This window comes from Oecophyllibacter saccharovorans (assembly GCF_006542375.1).
Classification (GTDB): Bacteria; Pseudomonadota; Alphaproteobacteria; order Acetobacterales; family Acetobacteraceae; genus Oecophyllibacter; species Oecophyllibacter saccharovorans.
On the sequence record NZ_CP038143.1, the window covers coordinates 975,886 to 992,222 of the forward strand.

Annotated in this window: 17 protein-coding genes and 1 tRNA gene; 12 read left to right on the plus strand and 6 right to left on the minus strand. The window is 60.4% G+C overall.

The window, feature by feature from the left end:
• The first annotated feature begins 5 nt into the window (after positions 1 to 5).
• On the plus strand, positions 6 to 2,219 hold the full coding sequence (locus E3E11_RS04250; protein ID WP_407938689.1) for an NAD(+) synthase: 2,214 nt from the start codon (positions 6 to 8) through the stop codon (positions 2,217 to 2,219).
• 458 nt (positions 2,220 to 2,677) lie between these two features.
• Positions 2,678 to 3,604, plus strand: a complete 927-nt coding sequence (locus E3E11_RS04255; RefSeq protein WP_141451319.1) for a hypothetical protein — start codon at positions 2,678 to 2,680, stop codon at positions 3,602 to 3,604.
• A 140-nt stretch (positions 3,605 to 3,744) separates the two neighbouring features.
• On the opposite strand, the gene E3E11_RS04260 is transcribed toward E3E11_RS04255, so the two are convergent.
• The 5 genes from E3E11_RS04260 to E3E11_RS04280 form a co-directional block, all read right to left on the minus strand.
• A complete protein-coding gene (locus tag E3E11_RS04260; protein ID WP_141451320.1) occupies positions 3,745 to 5,280 on the minus strand; it encodes an AAA family ATPase in 1,536 nt (511 codons plus the stop codon).
• Positions 5,281 to 5,502: 222 nt separating this feature from the next.
• Positions 5,503 to 5,577: transfer RNA gene (locus E3E11_RS04265), tRNA-Gln, on the minus strand.
• 70 nt (positions 5,578 to 5,647) lie between these two features.
• Positions 5,648 to 6,379: a TetR/AcrR family transcriptional regulator gene (locus E3E11_RS04270; protein WP_141451321.1), complete on the minus strand. Its 732-nt coding sequence runs from the start codon at positions 6,377 to 6,379 to the stop codon at positions 5,648 to 5,650.
• An 85-nt stretch (positions 6,380 to 6,464) separates the two neighbouring features.
• Complete coding sequence (gene proC, locus E3E11_RS04275) at positions 6,465 to 7,313, minus strand: pyrroline-5-carboxylate reductase (protein WP_141451322.1); 849 nt, start codon at positions 7,311 to 7,313, stop codon at positions 6,465 to 6,467.
• Between the two features lie 82 nt (positions 7,314 to 7,395).
• Complete coding sequence (locus tag E3E11_RS04280) at positions 7,396 to 7,692, minus strand: accessory factor UbiK family protein (protein ID WP_141451323.1); 297 nt, start codon at positions 7,690 to 7,692, stop codon at positions 7,396 to 7,398.
• A gap of 108 nt (positions 7,693 to 7,800) precedes the next feature.
• Here E3E11_RS04280 and rfaD point away from each other — a divergent pair, with 108 nt between their 5' ends.
• From rfaD to E3E11_RS04325, 9 genes are all read left to right on the plus strand, one after another.
• Positions 7,801 to 8,895 carry an ADP-glyceromanno-heptose 6-epimerase gene (gene rfaD / locus E3E11_RS04285; RefSeq protein WP_141451324.1) on the plus strand — a complete coding sequence of 365 codons (1,095 nt, stop codon included), beginning with the start codon at positions 7,801 to 7,803 and terminating at the stop codon, positions 8,893 to 8,895.
• 11 nt (positions 8,896 to 8,906) lie between these two features.
• A complete protein-coding gene (gene lgt, locus E3E11_RS04290) occupies positions 8,907 to 9,782 on the plus strand; it encodes a prolipoprotein diacylglyceryl transferase (protein ID WP_141452129.1) in 876 nt (291 codons plus the stop codon).
• Between the two features lie 31 nt (positions 9,783 to 9,813).
• Positions 9,814 to 10,632, plus strand: coding sequence for a peptidoglycan editing factor PgeF (gene pgeF / locus E3E11_RS04295; protein WP_141451325.1), 819 nt, complete (start codon positions 9,814 to 9,816; stop codon positions 10,630 to 10,632).
• A 176-nt stretch (positions 10,633 to 10,808) separates the two neighbouring features.
• The gene (locus tag E3E11_RS04300; RefSeq protein ID WP_141451326.1) at positions 10,809 to 11,456 is read left to right on the plus strand and encodes a 50S ribosomal protein L25/general stress protein Ctc; all 648 of its coding nucleotides are present in this window, start codon (positions 10,809 to 10,811) and stop codon (positions 11,454 to 11,456) included.
• Between the two features lie 88 nt (positions 11,457 to 11,544).
• The gene (gene pth, locus E3E11_RS04305) at positions 11,545 to 12,123 is read left to right on the plus strand and encodes an aminoacyl-tRNA hydrolase (RefSeq protein WP_141451327.1); all 579 of its coding nucleotides are present in this window, start codon (positions 11,545 to 11,547) and stop codon (positions 12,121 to 12,123) included.
• Between the two features lie 82 nt (positions 12,124 to 12,205).
• Positions 12,206 to 13,300 carry a redox-regulated ATPase YchF gene (gene ychF, locus E3E11_RS04310; protein ID WP_141451328.1) on the plus strand — a complete coding sequence of 365 codons (1,095 nt, stop codon included), beginning with the start codon at positions 12,206 to 12,208 and terminating at the stop codon, positions 13,298 to 13,300.
• Positions 13,301 to 13,421: 121 nt separating this feature from the next.
• Positions 13,422 to 14,021: a nicotinate-nucleotide adenylyltransferase gene (locus tag E3E11_RS04315; protein WP_231119021.1), complete on the plus strand. Its 600-nt coding sequence runs from the start codon at positions 13,422 to 13,424 to the stop codon at positions 14,019 to 14,021.
• Between the two features lie 192 nt (positions 14,022 to 14,213).
• Complete coding sequence (gene rsfS / locus E3E11_RS04320; RefSeq protein ID WP_141451329.1) at positions 14,214 to 14,654, plus strand: ribosome silencing factor; 441 nt, start codon at positions 14,214 to 14,216, stop codon at positions 14,652 to 14,654.
• A 60-nt stretch (positions 14,655 to 14,714) separates the two neighbouring features.
• The gene (locus E3E11_RS04325; protein WP_141451330.1) at positions 14,715 to 15,173 is read left to right on the plus strand and encodes a 23S rRNA (pseudouridine(1915)-N(3))-methyltransferase RlmH; all 459 of its coding nucleotides are present in this window, start codon (positions 14,715 to 14,717) and stop codon (positions 15,171 to 15,173) included.
• A gap of 123 nt (positions 15,174 to 15,296) precedes the next feature.
• Here the strand turns inward: E3E11_RS04325 and E3E11_RS04330 are convergent, their stop codons facing one another.
• On the minus strand, positions 15,297 to 15,914 hold the full coding sequence (locus E3E11_RS04330) for a CHAP domain-containing protein (protein ID WP_141451331.1): 618 nt from the start codon (positions 15,912 to 15,914) through the stop codon (positions 15,297 to 15,299).
• On the opposite strand from E3E11_RS04330, the gene E3E11_RS04335 reads away from it, so the two are divergent.
• Complete coding sequence (locus tag E3E11_RS04335; RefSeq protein ID WP_141451332.1) at positions 15,913 to 16,101, plus strand: hypothetical protein; 189 nt, start codon at positions 15,913 to 15,915, stop codon at positions 16,099 to 16,101. The genes E3E11_RS04330 and E3E11_RS04335 overlap by 2 nt on opposite strands.
• Positions 16,102 to 16,337 lie beyond the last annotated feature (236 nt).

Sequence of the window (16,337 nt, forward strand, 5' to 3'; positions counted from 1 at the left end):
TGATCATGGAGGCCGGTGCGCGAGAAGCCCGCAGCCTGGATGACTTCCGCAATCTGTACCGGCAGGGCTTCATGCGCGTGGCCGCGTGCACGCTGCCCGTCACCCTGGCGGATCCGCAGGCAAACGCTCGCGCCATTGCCGAACAGCTTCGTCAGTGCGACCGGGAAGCTGTCGGTCTGGCGGTCTTTCCGGAACTCGGATTGAGCGGCTATACGCTTGAGGACCTGCATTTCCAGGAACTGCTTCTCGACAATGTGGAGGAAGCGCTGCAATGGCTGGCGGAAGCCACGCGTGATCTCATGACCGTGGCTGTCATCGGGCTGCCTCTGCGTAAGGGGGATCAGCTTTATAACTGTGCTGCCGTTCTGCAACGGGGCCGGATTCTGGGAATCGTGCCCAAGACCGTCCTGCCGCGCTACCGGGAATTCTATGAACCGCGTTATTTCACCAGCGGCGCCCAAAGCGGTGGTGAAGGTGCAGCAGGATTCCTCACCCTGAAAAAGGGCCAGCCAGCCAGCCAGCCCCTCCCGTTTGGAACAGATCTGCTCTTTCAGGCTGAGGACGTGCCAGATTTCACGTTTGGCGTGGAGATCTGTGAAGATCTGTGGGCGCCTGCCTCCCCCGGCAGCGACCTGGCCATGGCAGGTGCAACAGTACTGGCCAATCTTTCAGCCTCGCCGGTCACGGTCGGACGATCCGAAGAACGCGATCTCCTGTGTCGCGCGCAGTCAATGCGGGCCTTGTGCGCCTATGTCTATGCAGCTTCGGGTGCGGGCGAATCAACCACCGATCTGAGCTGGGACGGCCAGACGACCATCCACGAGGCCGGACGCCTGCTCGCAGCAGGCAAACGGTTTCCGCAAGAGGCAGAAAAAGTGGTGGCCGATATAGACCTGACTCTTCTGCGCCAGGAGCGGTTGCGCAACGGTCATTTCAGCCCTCGGCGTCCTTTCAGAACCGTGTCTTTCACCCTGCAGCCTCCTGCAGGCGATCTGGGGCTGAAACGGCTGGTGCCACGCTTCCCCTTCCTTCCACCCGCAGCAGGCGGGCTGGAGGCGCCGGCACTGGCGTCGGCAGAGGGGAGCGCGGCTCTTGCCCGGGAATGCGAAGAGATCCTGGATATCCAGGTGCAGGGCCTCTGCCGCCGCCTGCAGGCTTCCGGCGCCAGGTGCATGGTGCTCGGGGTCTCGGGCGGGCTGGACAGTGCGCTGGCTCTGCTGGTGGCTGTGAAGGCAGCACAGCGGCTGGGCTGGCCGGCCTCACGGATTCTGGCCCGATCGATGCCAGGTTTTGCAACCGGGACTGAAAGCCGGTCCCTTGCAGAAAAGCTGATGGAAAGTCTTGGCGTTTCAGGCGGAACGCTGGATATCCGTCCGACCGCGCGCTCAATGCTGCAGGCGATCGACCATCCCTCTGCCGCCTGGCTGGGTGAGGGGGAAGAGGCTGGCAGAACTGCTGAATATCACGCCCCGGCCGTTCAGAAGGCCCCTGACGGGGTGTGGGATGTGACGTTCGAGAACGTGCAGGCAGGATTGCGGACTGATTTCCTGTTCCGCCTGGCCAACCAGCATGGCGGTCTGGTGATCGGGACAGGCGATCTGTCCGAACTGGCGCTGGGCTGGTGCACTTACGGGGTGGGAGACCAGATGGCGCATTACAACGTTAATGCCGGTCTACCGAAAACCATGGTCCAGCAGCTGGTGCGCTGGTGTGCGCAGGCGGGGGGAGATCAGGATGGGATCTGGCCTGCGGACTGCCGTGAGATCCTGGACCGAATCGTCCAGGCGGAGATCACGCCGGAACTCGTTCCCGATACAGGGCAGGGCCAGCAGAGCACTCAGGCGCATATCGGTCCCTATCTCCTTCAGGACTTCACGCTTTACCAGGTGCTCAGACACGGGTTTTCACCCTGGCGAATCGCTTTCATGCAGGAGAAAGCCTGGGGGGCCGGCTCACAGTCACCCTATCCGCCTGGCTATCCGGAAGCCGACAGGGCCAGCTATACACTTGAAGAAATCATCCGTTGGATGCGTGTTTTCATGAGGCGCTATTTCGCCACCAGTCAGTTCAAGCGTTCCGCCATGCCGAACGGTCCGAAAATCCTTGCAGGCGGCGCCCTTTCTCCACGGGGTGACTGGCGGGCCCCTTCTGATGGCAATGCAGAGATGTGGCTGCGTGACCTGGAACAGGTGTCGGCTTTGCTGGGGCAGGGTAAATGATCTGTGACTTCAGGAATTCAGTAAATATTGTTTTAGATCTTGAGGAAGCAGTACTGAATTATTTCCTGTAGCGATTCCGCGTCTCACTTATCTGCTTCTTGGGATCGGTGAGAGAGTGGAAAAGGCGGAAAACCCTGAAAAAGAAGACACGCTCTTCAAGCTGAAACAGCACGGAAAGAATCGGGAATCGATCCCACATAAAGGATTAGGTTTCGCTTTTTCTGCCAGCGCTCTGGTGAATCTCGGGTGATTCGCGCTTGGCTGTGCTCCAGTTTTATTTGGAATGGGCGAGATATGCCTGAATTCCCTGGCGTATTTCCTGCTTTTTGGTCCCGGCAGCGGATTGACTAAATATTAATGTTCTCTTATAGATCCATAAAACCCTGCAATCTGCGAGCGCGTTTCATGCTGTGGTGAGGGGAAGAAAGTTTTTTTCAGTCTGTTACGTGTGAGGGCCCATGCCGTTTATCACAGTTGTAGGGGCATCGAGTCAGCCATTTGCCCTGAATGTTGCAAGCCAGCGTACCAATACGCTGGGAAGCCAGTTTCACGAGGCTATCGTCAGCATGCGCGCCGATGCGCCTGTGGCGAACGCTTCCGTTGGTGGTGCTGATCAGCAGCCTGCCTGGGGCGGTCTGACGCCGAGCAGCCTGCCTGAGAACACGGCCGTCTCCGGCCAGCATCCTTATGCTTCCCTGTTCCGCGACACCCACCTGCAGGCCAGCGGTCTGCATCCTGCCAGCGTCAGCGGCGCCCTGAGCGACACCATTTCCGCCGGTGGAGATCTGCATCTGACGCAGGGCGTGGCTTCCCATACGGATCTGAGCTTCATCAGCGGTCCCGGTTCCGTCACGGGCGCCGGCCAGGCCAGCCTCTTTGGGGCACACGGGCAGATCGCCAACTATCTGGCCCAGCAGGCTGCTGCCCGTCAGAGCCAGCAGCTGGCCCGATTTGATACCCTGCATGGCGCCCATCATAACGGTCAGTCCATTCTGCCGCAGGCCGCTTCCTCGCATGCGGTGCTCAATGCCTGGAATGAACACCAGCATGGCCAGCAGGCTAGCGTTGCCGGGGCGATGCAGGCGGACACCGTGCATGGCGCCAAGGGCGTGACGGTTCCGGGCGCGCAGAAGAACGCGGCCCAGGATCTGCTGAAGTTCCTCGATAGCTCCAAGGCTCAGCACAACGTGCTGAAGGATTTCGGCAGCTCTGCCGGCAACATGGTCGGCCTGAACCCGCAGCACGGTCAGGGCGGTGCCCAGAGCGCCATGAGCGTGCTGGGTGGCGGCCTGTTCGACAAGAGCGGTGCGCACAAATCGTCCCAGATCACCTTCCTGGACGATCAGTACGCCCAGAAGCACTCTCATCCGTTCAAGTCGCACTGATTGGTCGGTTCCGGAGCCGCATAAAGCGGCTCCAAGGAAACCGAAAAAAAGGCCATGTTCCCGAAGGGACATGGCCTTTTTCTTGTGGTGCTTGAAAGCGTTTTCCGGGCTTTTCGGAGCCTCCCGATTTCAGCTGGGGCTTACCACAGCTCACGCTCCGCCTTGAGGTCATGATTCCTGCGTGCCGTGCGACGTGCGCTCCGGCGTTCCTTCATTTCCCAGCGTAGTCTTTCGGTGATCCTGATCACGTGGAGATCATGCTGGGTGCGCGAGCAGGCGACATACATGAGCCGGCGCTTGTCGCGCCCCTGTTCGGCAATGTTGTAAGTATCCACGTAGACATGGGGGATGGAACGTCCCTGCGCGCTGTGGATAGTCTGAGAGTAGGGAGACTTCAGGTTGGCCAGGAGCTTCAGGCTGTCGACCTCAGCGCGGGTCTCGTCATACTCGTCCATTCGCCGCTCGGCAAAGAGCCGGCTGCATTCCTGATAGAGCGTATCCAGCAGATCAAGAAAGCGGGTCTGGTCCTCGGGCGAGACACAGCGGATCTCCCCTTCCACGTTCATGTCCAGATTGCGCACGCGCAGGTGGTAGACCGGACAGGTGAAGTCGCGGGCCAGGGTCTGTTCAGCCACACCGAGAATTTCCAGAATCTGAATGATGTTGCCACGGTGGCCGAGATGACGGCGCTTCCAGGGAATGTGGCGGCCAAGCCGGAGATATTCCCCGACGCAATAAACCTCATCTCCATAAAGCGCGTGGTGGGCAAGGCGTTTGACCTGCTCTACCGCAGTATTGGTATAGGCCAGGTAAGTGATCTTCCAGGGATCGGGTGACTTCTTGAGGTGCTCGAGAAAAGCTTCGATCATTTCATGGCGGGTGTCGTAAACGATGATCTGGGAGACATCGCCGAACTGGTTGACTTCCCGCACGGTTTTCTGGGGCCAGACCAGCCTGTGGCGCAGTTCCTGGCAAAGTTGCAGCACAGGCCCTGAATTGCGCATCTGCTCTGTCAGGGTCATGTGCGGCATTTTGTCAAAGACATGGCTGGCATCGCGGCGCATGACAGGTTGAAGCTGGTTTGAATCCCCCAGATAGATGACAGGAATATCGCGGGAAGCTTTTTCGATCTCTCCCAGCTCATATTCTCCGATCATCGAGACTTCATCGGCAAAGATGATGCCGAAGCCGTCAATGTTCCGGAAAGCGCCTTTAGGGAAGTAATCCTGTCCTGTCACACGGTCAGCCTGCGGCCCCTGGCCCAGAAAGGCGGCGACCGTCATGAGAACCACCGGAGGATCTTCCCCTTCGATCCAGGCCGGGTTGAGACGGTGGGTGAACTGCAGTTTGGCCACATGGGTAGGGCACAGGATAAGAATCCGTCCCTTGCGGTGGCGGCGTTTCATCAGCTCGGCAATGGCTGCACAGGCGGTGAAGCTCTTACCTGTTCCGGCGGGGCCGTTGAGATAGAACTGACCGTTCTCCATTTCCAGAATATGGTGCACGGCCTTGCGCTGCTGCTCATTGAGCGAGGCCAGAACGTCACCCGAAAAAAGCGCCTTGCGTTCTTTTCTGGAAGAAGATTGGTGGTGGTCGGAAGAAGAGTCTGCCTCATTGCCTGCAGCGGCCGGGATGCCGTCAGTCGGCAAGGGAGCGGCGTCATTTCTCTCGTTCATCAGCAATCAGTCCCGAGTTTGCAACAGCCCAGGTCCTGCCAGCGCCTTACAGAAGAGTAAAGGCTGGCGGAAGGGCCATTTCAGTCACATGCCTTTGGCGGCAGTCTTCTTCAAGAGATCACGTTAGGAGAAAAGCGCAGGCAGGAAAAGGCACCGCCTGACGGTAATGCTCTGCTGAAACCGACTGTTTCACAGTGAATGATAAGATGAGTTTTTGCAGAATGGCTGGGACGGGAGGATTCGAACCTCCGCATGGCGGAATCAAAATCCGCTGCCTTACCACTTGGCTACGTCCCAAGGCTGAAGAGGTTTTACAGTCCTCCCTCCCGAAGGTAAAGGCCCTAGCTGGGCTGAAGCCGGGGAGAATTCAGAGGGGCGGAGGCACATAATCCGGCAGATCGTCATCATCCTCTTCCGTCTCCATGACGAAGGTCTCTGTGACGCAACCGGAGTTGAAATCCTCTCTTTCAGTTCTGTCCCCAGACCCGCTGGGAGCAGCTTCATGGTCGGTCGGGGGGGAAACCGATTCAGGTTCAGGGAGGGGCTTGAGCAGCCCTAGACGCTCGGCGCGGTCCAAAGCACCGTCAAGGGCCTGCATGGTTTCAGAGAGGTCCGGGCTGGTATCACACTCCCAGGCACGCAGGGTGTGGCTCCAGATGCCCAGCAGGGCCTGCAGGCGTACCGCACCGCCCAGGCCGCGGCAATCCAGACCGGCGCTGTCGGCCATCCATTTCATGCTGTCGAACGTGGCCGCCCCCAGCCCCGCTGCCAGTGGGGGATCAAAGGGCAGGCCGTGCATGACGGCCCGCACCCCTTCACGGAAGGACTGGAATACGTCGATACGGTGCATGAGACGCTCGAAAAGACGTTCACGTACAGTCCGCCCGCCGTTGCTCTCCCCCAGGGCCGCGTCATCGGCCAGGCGGTTGAGAGTCAGGAGAAGCTGGATCTTGAAGGGATAGCGGTTGCGTACTTCAACCACCGCGAGCCCGGCTGCCTGGGCGGCCATAACGAGCGAAAACCGGTGCCATCCTTCCCGGCCCGCCAGGTCCATGGCGGCTTTCAGCAGGGCCAGATCGAAGTTGTCTGCGCCAACCATGGCCGTTTCTGAAGCGCGCTCCGCAGAGAAAGAAAGGGGAAAGCCACCGGCCTGCATGTCAGATTCCATTGAGCTGCTCGGGATCTCAGTCGTCCAGTTCCGCAGCCCGTTTGGCGGCTGCGCGGGTGGCTTGGGGAACAGTGCGCGGCCAGGCATCAGGTGCGCTCAGAACGTCGAGCGCTGCGGCCGTTGTGCCGTTGGGGCTGGTGACGTTCTGGCGCAGCGTTGCCGCTGATTGCGGCAGGTCGTGCAGCATCTTTCCCGCGCCATAGATCATGTTGCGCGCCAGCTGCGTGGCTGTCTCGCGGCTCAATCCCAGCTCCACCCCCGATTTTTCCAGCAGCTCCGCCAGCAGGAACACATAGGCCGGCCCCGAGCCGGAAAGCGCTGTGACGGCGCGCAAATCCTCTTCCTTCGGTACTTCAACCACGGCACTCACGTCACTCATGAGCTGATGGGCGAGGGCTTTCATGGGGGCTGAAACAGTCGGCCCGGCATAGAGCCCGGTCGTGCCGGCATTAACACTGGAGGGGGTATTGGGTATGGCGCGGATGACGGCCATGTCCGGATTGCCGCAGGCGCGCGCCAGATCCGCGCAGCTCTTGCCAGCCATGATGGAAAGCAGCGTACTGTGTGTCAGGCCTTTGCCCAAGTGCTCCCGAAGGGCTGCAAGCAGTTCTGCCGCGCCGGCCGGTTTGACCGCCAGCACGATGAGGGCTGGCGCCAGATCGGCGGGCAGGTCCTTTACCTGGCGGTAGATCGGCGCATTGCCGGGGGCTTTTTCAAGTTTATGGTCAAGGATGACCAGGCGTGGCGGATGGGCGCTGGCTGCCCATCCCTGCGCCAGGGCCGAGCCCATCCGCCCGCAGCCGGCAAGAAGGATCACGGGCGCATCTGAGGAAGAAGGGGCGGAAGCGGGATGTGGCGCAGTCATATCAAGAGCCTTTTGAAAAACAGATCGGGAACCGGGCCGGACCGGGATGGCAACGGGTCAGGCGCGAAAGAAACACTGGCGTTCAGGCTGCGTGGTGTTTCTTCTGTTTGGAATCATTGAGGCGACGTTCCAGCTGATCGACGCGTTCTGTCAGAGCGGCCACCTGACCTGACAGTTTTTCTTCGGCCAGGCGTGCCCGGCTGGCCATTTCGCAGACAGCTTCGAACTCATCGCGCCGCACGAGATCAAGGGCATTGACGAGCTCGTCGATTCGGGCCTGCACGAGCGCATGGACCTCTTCACGCGCGCCGCTGAAAGCGGAGAAGGCCGTACCGGCAAGACCGGTGAGATCGTCGAAGATGCGGGGGCGGTCAGCCATGAGGGAACTCCCGGACAGTGTAGGTTGTGACGCAGGGCGGAACGAAGGGGCCCCTTCGGATTTCTGATGAGTCTTTGACCCTTTTTCGCGCCCGACTATACAGGAAGAATGATGATCGTCACCGGCGGGGCCGGATTTATAGGCTCATGTCTGCAGGCAGCCCTGTTCCGGCGTGGCGAGGACACGGTCGTGGTGGACCATCTGGGCCAGCAGGGCAAGTGGCGCAATCTGGCAGCCCATCCCCCCTCTGAAATCGTCAGTCCGCAGGCGCTGGAAGGTTTTCTTGAAACACTGCGCGCGCACGGCCGGAAACCGCGTGCGCTCCTGCATCTGGGCGCGATCAGCGCCACTACGGCTTGTGACGGGGACCTGGTCTGGCAGACCAACGTGGCTCTCTCGCAGCGGCTCTGGCAGTGGTGTGCGCAGATGGAGGTGCCCTTTATCTATGCGTCTTCTGCCGCGACTTACGGCAATGGCGCTTGCGGTGCAGCCAACCCTGCTGGCCATGAAACTGCCGAGGAAGCAGGTGAAGGCGGCCCAACCGCGTTTCAGGACGGTCTTGCCGGCGTGCCCGGCCTGCGCCCGCTCAATCTGTATGGCTGGTCCAAACAGGCCTTTGATCTGTGGGTCAGAACAACCCTGGAACGTGGGGACCCGTCACCGCCGCAATGGGCGGGGCTGAAGTTTTTCAATGTCTACGGTCCCAATGAATACCACAAGCAAGAGATGGTCTCGGTGGTGAAGGTCAAATATGATGAAGTCCGGGCGGGCCGGCCGGTGACGCTTTTCCGCTCTGACGGGGCCGGTCTGGCCGATGGCCACCAGAGACGTGATTTCATCTGGGTGGGAGATGCGGTGCGCGTCATGCTGTGGCTGCTGGACCATCCGCAGGTCAGCGGTCTGTTCAACTGCGGCACCGGCGCGGCGCGGACTTATCTTGACCTGGCCCGTTTGACCTGTCGGGCGGCAGGGCGTCCTGAAGACATCGCTTTCGTGCCGATGCCTGAAAAACTGCAGGGGCAGTATCAGTCCTACACCTGTGCAGACCTTACACGCCTGCGTGCCGCCGGCTATACCGCCCCTTTCACGAGCCTTGAAGACGGGATCAGCATGTATGTGGAACAGTTTCTCATGAGGGGATCGCAGGCCTGTCTGGATGACCCGTCACAGGGGGCCGCGCGCTGGGCAGGAGGTTACCTGTGAGTGCGCCGCTGATGTTTCCGGCCATTGATCCGGTCGCCTTTCATCTGGGGCCCTTCAGCGTGCGCTGGTATGCCCTGGCCTATATCACGGCCTTCATCATCGCCCTGCCCATCGCGCGCCGTCTCTGCGCGCTTCGCCCGATTGTCGCGGGCCCGCGGACAGTCGATGACTTCCTGTTCTACGCCGTTCTGGGCGTGTTGCTCGGCGGTCGGCTGGGCTACGTGCTGTTCTACAGGCCGCTTTTCTATCTCTCCCATCCGCTGGCCATTCTCGAAACCTGGAAGGGCGGCATGTCCTTTCATGGCGGTGCGCTCGGGGTCATTCTGGCACTGGCTTTCTACTGCTACCGGCGTAAGCTGTCGTTTCTGGGCTTCTCCGACCGTATCACAGTCGTGATTCCCATCGGGCTGGCGCTGGGCCGGTGCGCTAATTTCATCAATGGCGAATTGTGGGGCCGCCCTGCGCCAGCAGGCTGGCCGGGCGCGATGATCTTCCCGGCTGCCGGTCCCATGCCCCGTTTCCCGTCCGAACTCTATGAAGCCGCGACGGAAGGCGTGCTGCTGCTTGGGGGCCTGCTGGTGGCAGCCAGTTTCCAGGCGGTCCGTGCGCGGCCCGGTCTGCTGTCAGGCCTGTTTCTGACCGGCTATGCCTGTGCCCGGGCCTTCTGCGAGCTATTTCGCGAGCCGGATGCCAATATCGGCTATCTCGCCGGCGGCGTGACCATGGGGCAGGTGTTGTGCCTGCCGATGGCCCTGGCGGGGGCTGCACTGGTCGTTCACGCTCTCATGCGCCCCCCTGTCATGACCCTGTTCATGAGCCCTGGCGCGGAAGTGGGCTTCGTGCCGGAAAGCGCTGCTGGGCCAGAGTCGGAAACTGGTTCAGAATGAGCCTTTTGCGCCTGAAGGAGCCGAGCCGGTCATGAGCCAGGGACAGAATACCTCCTCTCAGCGCCAAAGCGTGACACCGTTGCGGGTCGGGCTGCTGGAGGTGCCACATGGTTTTTTCACGCGTGAGGGTGGGGTGTCGCCCGCGCCGTGTGCAACGCTGAACGGGGGGATCAACACGGTTGACGCGCCCCGGAACGTGGAGGAAAACCGTCGCCGCATCGCAGACTGCCTGGATGTGACACCGCAGAACATGCCGGCACTTCGGCAGGTGCACGGCAACAGGGTGATCGTGATCGGCCAGGACGTAGCGCCCCGGCCTGTTGCTGAAGGCGCGCCTCCTGAAGCGGATGCCGTCATTTCCGTCAATCCCGACTTTGCCGCCAGTGTTGCGACGGCTGATTGCGCGCCGGTGCTGCTGATGGCAGGTGACGGCAGCATCGTCGCAGCAGCGCATGCAGGCTGGCGCGGCGCGGTCGGCGGCATTCTTGAAGCGACGGTCAGACGGATGGAAGCGCTGGGCGCACGACATATCCGCGCTGTAGTGGGGCCTTGTATCGGGGCCAATTCCTACGAGATCGGCGCTGACATGCGCAACACGGTGCTACAGAGCCTGCCGGAAGGGGAAAGGGCGGAGGCGGAAAATTATTTCCGTCCCTCCTTCAGGGAAAACCATGCGCGTTTCGATCTGGCCGGTTTCTGCCTGTGGCGTCTGCGTCTGCTTGGGGTGGCGCAGGTGGAGAACATGGACGTTGATACCCTGACCGACCCACGTTTCTTCAGTTACCGCCGCGCCACGCTGGAAGGAAACGGAGAAACGGGCCGCCAGCTTTCGGTTATCCGGCCTCACTGATTGTCTTTGCAGGGTAATTCCGCTAAGGCGGGATGTCTTTGTGCCGGGGCACCCCTGGAGGTCCCGGCGCGTGGTTTTCCGTCTCTTGGCGGCAACTGGCCAGAATGTCGCAGGAAGCCGGAGCCTCTTTAGGCAGAACATGTATTTCTGATTTTTGACGCAGGAGCGTATTCAACGTGGCGAAACTTACGAATCTCAAGGTTTCCGAGCGCGCGAAGGCTGGTAAGGGGGCAGCGCGCGCAACGAGACGTGCCGGGCAGGTGCCTGGTGTGGTGTATGGCGGCAAGCAGGAACCCGAGCTGCTTTCCATTGATCCGCGCGTGATCATGAAAGAGCTGCATCGCGGCGGCTGGAAATCCCGCCTGTATTCCTTCGATCTGGGCGGCAAGGAAGTGCGCGGCCTGATTCGCGACATCCAGTTCCATCCCGTGACTGATGCGCCGATCTCCATTGATTTTCTGCGTCTGGTCCCCGGCCAGAAAGTGAACGTGGAAGTTGCCGTCGTGTTCACCGGCGAAGAGGAAGCCCCCGGCATCAAGCGTGGCGGCGTGCTGAACGTGGCGCGTCATTCGGTTGATGTGCACACGGATGTCGACCATATTCCCGAGCATTTCACGGCTGATCTCAGCAAGCTCGACATCAACGACAACGTGCGTTGGGACGACCTGCAGGGGACCGAACATTCCACCCCCACACTGCAGGTGCCCAACTTCGTGATCGCTTCTATCGCCGCGCCGACAGTTGATGCCGTGGAAGAGCAGGAAGCGGCTGAAGATCTGGCTGACGCTCAGGCCACTGAAAAGAAGCCAGCCGAGGAAGCCTGAAGTCGCGCCCCGATTGCCAGCCCCAACCTGAACCGGGCAGGTCTGGCCTGACGGGCGCAAGCAGATAAGGGGCGGAGGACGTGCACGCGTGAAACTCTGGATCGGCCTTGGCAATCCGGGGAGCTCGATGAGCGGTAACCGGCATAATATCGGCTTCATGACGGTTGACGCGATCGCTGAGCGCCACGGATTTACTCCGTGGCGCAAGCGTTTTCGGGGAGAAGTGGCAGAAGGCCGGATCGGTCGGCAGAAAATCCTGCTTCTCAAGCCACAGACCTACATGAACCTGTCGGGTGAAAGCGTTCAGCAGGTCGCGCATTTCTATAAAATCCCGCCCGAAGCCATGACTGTTTTTCATGATGAGCTGGACCTGGAATTCGGCCGGCTGCGTCTCAAGCGGGGCGGGGGCGCGGCAGGACATAACGGTTTGCGCTCCATGGACAGGTGTCTGGGCACGGTGGATTACTGGCGGGTGCGGATGGGGATCGGTCATCCAGGCGCGCGGGAACGTGTTACCGGGCACGTCCTGGGGGATTTTGCGCAAGCGGAAAAGCCCCTGCTGCAGGCATGGCTTGGAAATGTGGCCGAGGCTGCCGTCCTCCTGGCAGATGAGAGCCCGGAAGCCTATATGACGCGGGTTGCCCTGCTGCAGCAGGAACAGGGCTGAAAGCCCGGAATTCCCAGGGAAGTGTTCGCCCCCTGTCCGCCGGATCAGGGCTGCAGGGCCAGTTACGGAAAGGAAAGAGGAGATGGGTTTCAATTGCGGCATCGTGGGGCTGCCCAATGTCGGCAAGTCCACTCTGTTCAATGCACTGACGCAGACGGCAACGGCCCAGGCGGCCAATTATCCCTTCTGCACCATCGAGCCCAATACCGGCCGGGTAGCCGTGCCTGATGCGCGCCTGGCTGTGCTGGCTGAAGCGGGTAAGTCTCAAAAGGTCGTGCCGACCAGCTTGGAATTTGTTGATATTGCCGGGTTGGTGCGCGGTGCTTCACGCGGGGAAGGCCTGGGTAACCAGTTTCTGGCCAATATCCGCGAGGTGGATGCCATCATCCATGTTCTGCGGTGTTTTGAAGATGACGACATCACCCATGTTGAAGGGGGTGTCGATCCGGTGCGCGATGCGGAGATCATCGAGACCGAGCTGATGCTGGCTGACCTGGAAAGCCTTGAGCGCCGTCAGACCAATCTGCAGAAGAAGGCGCGTGGCAATGACCGTGAGGCGCAGGCCCAGCTGGCCCTGATCGAACCCCTCATGGCTGCGCTGCGTGAAGGGCAGCCGGCCCGCACGGCCGTGCCTGAAGGCCAGGAAAAAGAGGCAGCGCAGCTGCAGCTCATGACCACCAAGCCTGTACTTTATGTCTGCAATGTCGAGGAAGGGGCGGCTGCAACCGGCAACCGGCATTCAGAGGCGGTCCGCAAGCGTGCGGAAGCGGAGGGTGCTGGCATGGTGGTGGTTTCCGCCGCCATTGAGGCGGAAGTCAGCCAGCTGCCTGAAGAAGAGCGGGATGAATTCCTGGAGGGGCTTGGCCTGGCAGACAGCGGTCTGGACCGCGTGATCGCGGCCGGATATGGCCTGCTTGGTCTGCGGACCTATTTCACGGTGGGTCCCAAGGAAACGCGCGCCTGGACGATCACTTCCGGCACCCGCGCGCCTCAGGCGGCTGCCGTTATTCACAACGATTTTGAGCGTGGCTTTATCGCCTGTGAGACGATCGCCTATGATGATTATGTCACCACAGGCGGCGAGGCAGGGGCCCGTGAAGCGGGCAAGCTGCGGATCGAAGGCAAGGATTACGTTGTGCAGGACGGGGACGTGCTTCTGTTCCGTTTCAATGTCTGAAGCTGAAACGGCAATCTGAGCCTTGGAGGCCTGAGATTTGGAAGCGGTTCCTTCCCCAGGCGTGATTGAAACCGTTCCGTCCTCCTCTGCGCCCCTGCCGCGTTTCGGTGATGGCAGGCGCATGCGGATCGGGCTGCTGGGGGGCTCATTCAATCCGGCACATGCGGGCCATCAGCAGATCGCACGCGAGGCTCTTAAGCGGCTGGGGCTTGATCAGGTCTGGCTGCTTGTCTCTCCCGGCAATCCGCTCAAACCCGCCAAGGGAATGGCGCCTTTTGCGGAGCGGCTGGCCAGTGCGGAAAAAATCGCTGATGGGCGCCGAATCGTTGCCAGTGACCTGGAAGGGCGGTTGGGAGAGCGTTACACGGTGCGCACGGTTGCCGCGCTGAAACGCCTTTATCCGCGTGCTTCGTTCATCTGGCTGATGGGTGCAGACGGGTTGGCGCAGTTTCCACGCTGGAAAGAATGGCGGCAGCTGGCGCGACTCGTGCCAATTGCGGTTTTCCCCCGTCCGGGCAGCGTGATCCCGGCTTTGAAGGGACAGGCCGCTCAGGTCCTGCATGCGGGCAGATGCCCTGCGCGCCAGGGGCGTCTGTTGCCGGGCCAGGAAGGGTGGACCTTTCTGGAGATGCGTGAAAATCCACTTTCGGCCACGGCCCTGCGTCAGGCCGGGGCTTTTCCTGCCGCTCAGACGCTCGCCCCTTCAGATAAACCGGACTGAGCCGAACTCCCTTCCCCCTCCGGTATTTCCGAGGCGCTGAGACTGGTTTTCGGCAGAGGTGTTCCCATTTAGAGAAGATCTCACTTCCCTTCTGTCACTGCAGGGCGATGGGGCGTGCCGCCTTTCCTGAGCAGGCGTGACAAGGGTGAGGGAATGCAGACACCAGGACTACCAGGAAAGAGACAGATATTCATGAAGAACGGGATCGAGATCACCGGGACGCCGGCCGGCATGACGCGCGAGGAGGCATTGACCGGATTGCTGAAGATCATTGTGGAGAGCCTGGAAGAGGACAAGGCTGAAGACGTGGTGATCATGGATCTGAGCGGCCGTGCCAGCTTTACAGAGCGGATGGTGATCGCCACAGGCCTGTCAGAACGTCAGATGAGTGCCATGGCCCAGCATCTCGAGCGCAAACTCAAGGAAGCCGGCTATGGCTATGGGGAAACCGAAGGGGCGCAGGGTAGCGATTGGGTGCTGATGGATGCGGGCGATGTGGTCGTCAACCTCTTCATGCCTGAAAGCCGGGAACTCTATGCCCTTGAGCGCATGTGGGGCCATGAGTTCGACCAGGCTGATGAGGAGGTTGCAATCGGTTCTGCGCATACCAAGGGGCGGCGCAGGTCGTCCTGAGCTGTCGGTGCGAGTAACGCTACCGCTCTTTGGCACTGAGAAAAAAGGTTATGGGGCAGGATGAAGCTTATTGCGGTCGGTAAGATGAAGGCAGGGCCGGAACGCGAGCTGCTTGATCGCTACCGCCAACGCCTCCGTCCGTCCCTGGATATCGTGGAGGTGCCCCAGGCGCGCGGCAGCCCGGCAGAGCAGAAACGGCGTGAAGGAGACGCCTTGCTGAATGCCTGTGCCCCTAATGCCTTTGTGGTGGCGCTTGATGAGGGCGGGGTGCAGTTGAGCAGCCTGCAACTGGCAGAACGTTACCAGGAATGGCAGGCATCTGGCCGACCGTTGAACTTTCTAGTCGGAGGCGCGGAAGGGCTGGACAGCCCTGTCATCCAGCGCGCCGATGCGCGCCTGTCTCTGGGAAAGCAGACCTGGCCGCATATGCTGGTACGTGTTCTGCTGGCCGAGCAGCTGTTTCGTGCCCAGGCGATTGCCAGCGGTCATCCTTATCACCGCGCCGGGCGTCCGGACTGAGCCAGGTCAGCAGGATCTGCGCCCTTGGGCAGCATGGAAGTAAAGCAGCATGGATAAAATTTAGGCGCAAAAAAACAGGCCTGATTTCTCAGGCCTGTGGCAGAGGGTCTGTTTGAAATCGGTTTACCGCAGAGAACGGTTGGGAGCATCGTCGTCGAAGACTTCCATGCTCGGGGGGAGCGAAGCTGTCTGCATACCCTGCAGGCCACGTGCCAGAACAACCATGCGGTGCGCAGGCTGCGCGCCCGGAGTGCGGCTGTAGATGAAGCCATGAGTCGGGTAGATGCTGCCCAGACGCTCCGTGCGGTCACCCAGGGCCACCCGCACGGCGCTCCAATCGTTATTGGGGGAAACGTCCACCACTTTCACGTTGCGGCTGATTCCCGCGCTGGCCCAGTGAGAGTGGTCGACGAGAATGGTGCGGTTGTCCACAACACCGCTGACAAGCGAAACATGGCCGAGCGGCATCCGGCGCGTACCCCGGAAGGCCAGGACAGAGCCCACTTCAGGCTGTGCGCCGCGTGCAAAGCGCCCTGCAGCGCTGGGCCACCAGTCCCGGGCATTACCGCGGATGTTGAACGCGCTGTTCTGCTTCACAAAAGCGACGCATTGCAGAATGCCATAATGGCGGTGGATGCGCGTCCGGCCGAAGAAGCCATGACTGTGAAAGGAATGAACGCCCCGGAAATGACTGTTACGTGCCCCGTGATGGGCGCGGGCCTGAGCAGGGACCAGGCTCATGAAAGACAGGCTTACAACAGACAGGCAGAAAGCAGCGGAAAAGGCCATTCTGGACCACAGAGTTGTTTTTCCGCGCTTTGACATCAGGTTCACCCCTGTTTTTCTTGCCGGGCAGGCATGCTTGTTATTTATGTGTCATTTCTGGGTAGAGGGATTTGCCGCAGAGGGCAATAAGAAAAAAATTTAAATAGGTATTTATTCAGTACTTAAGCAGTGCTGATACCAATAATGAATGTCTTTCCGGTAGTTCTCGTTCCGTTTCGGAGCGGATGGGCAGCGCACAGAAGAACGTTTTTATTGCATATTTTACCCATAATTCGCTCCAAAGATTCAGGAGACCTACTTTAATTGTAATTTGTATGCATGTTTTTCTGACTTGCGGAGAAATATTGAAATAAAAATGACGAATTACCTGACAATTTC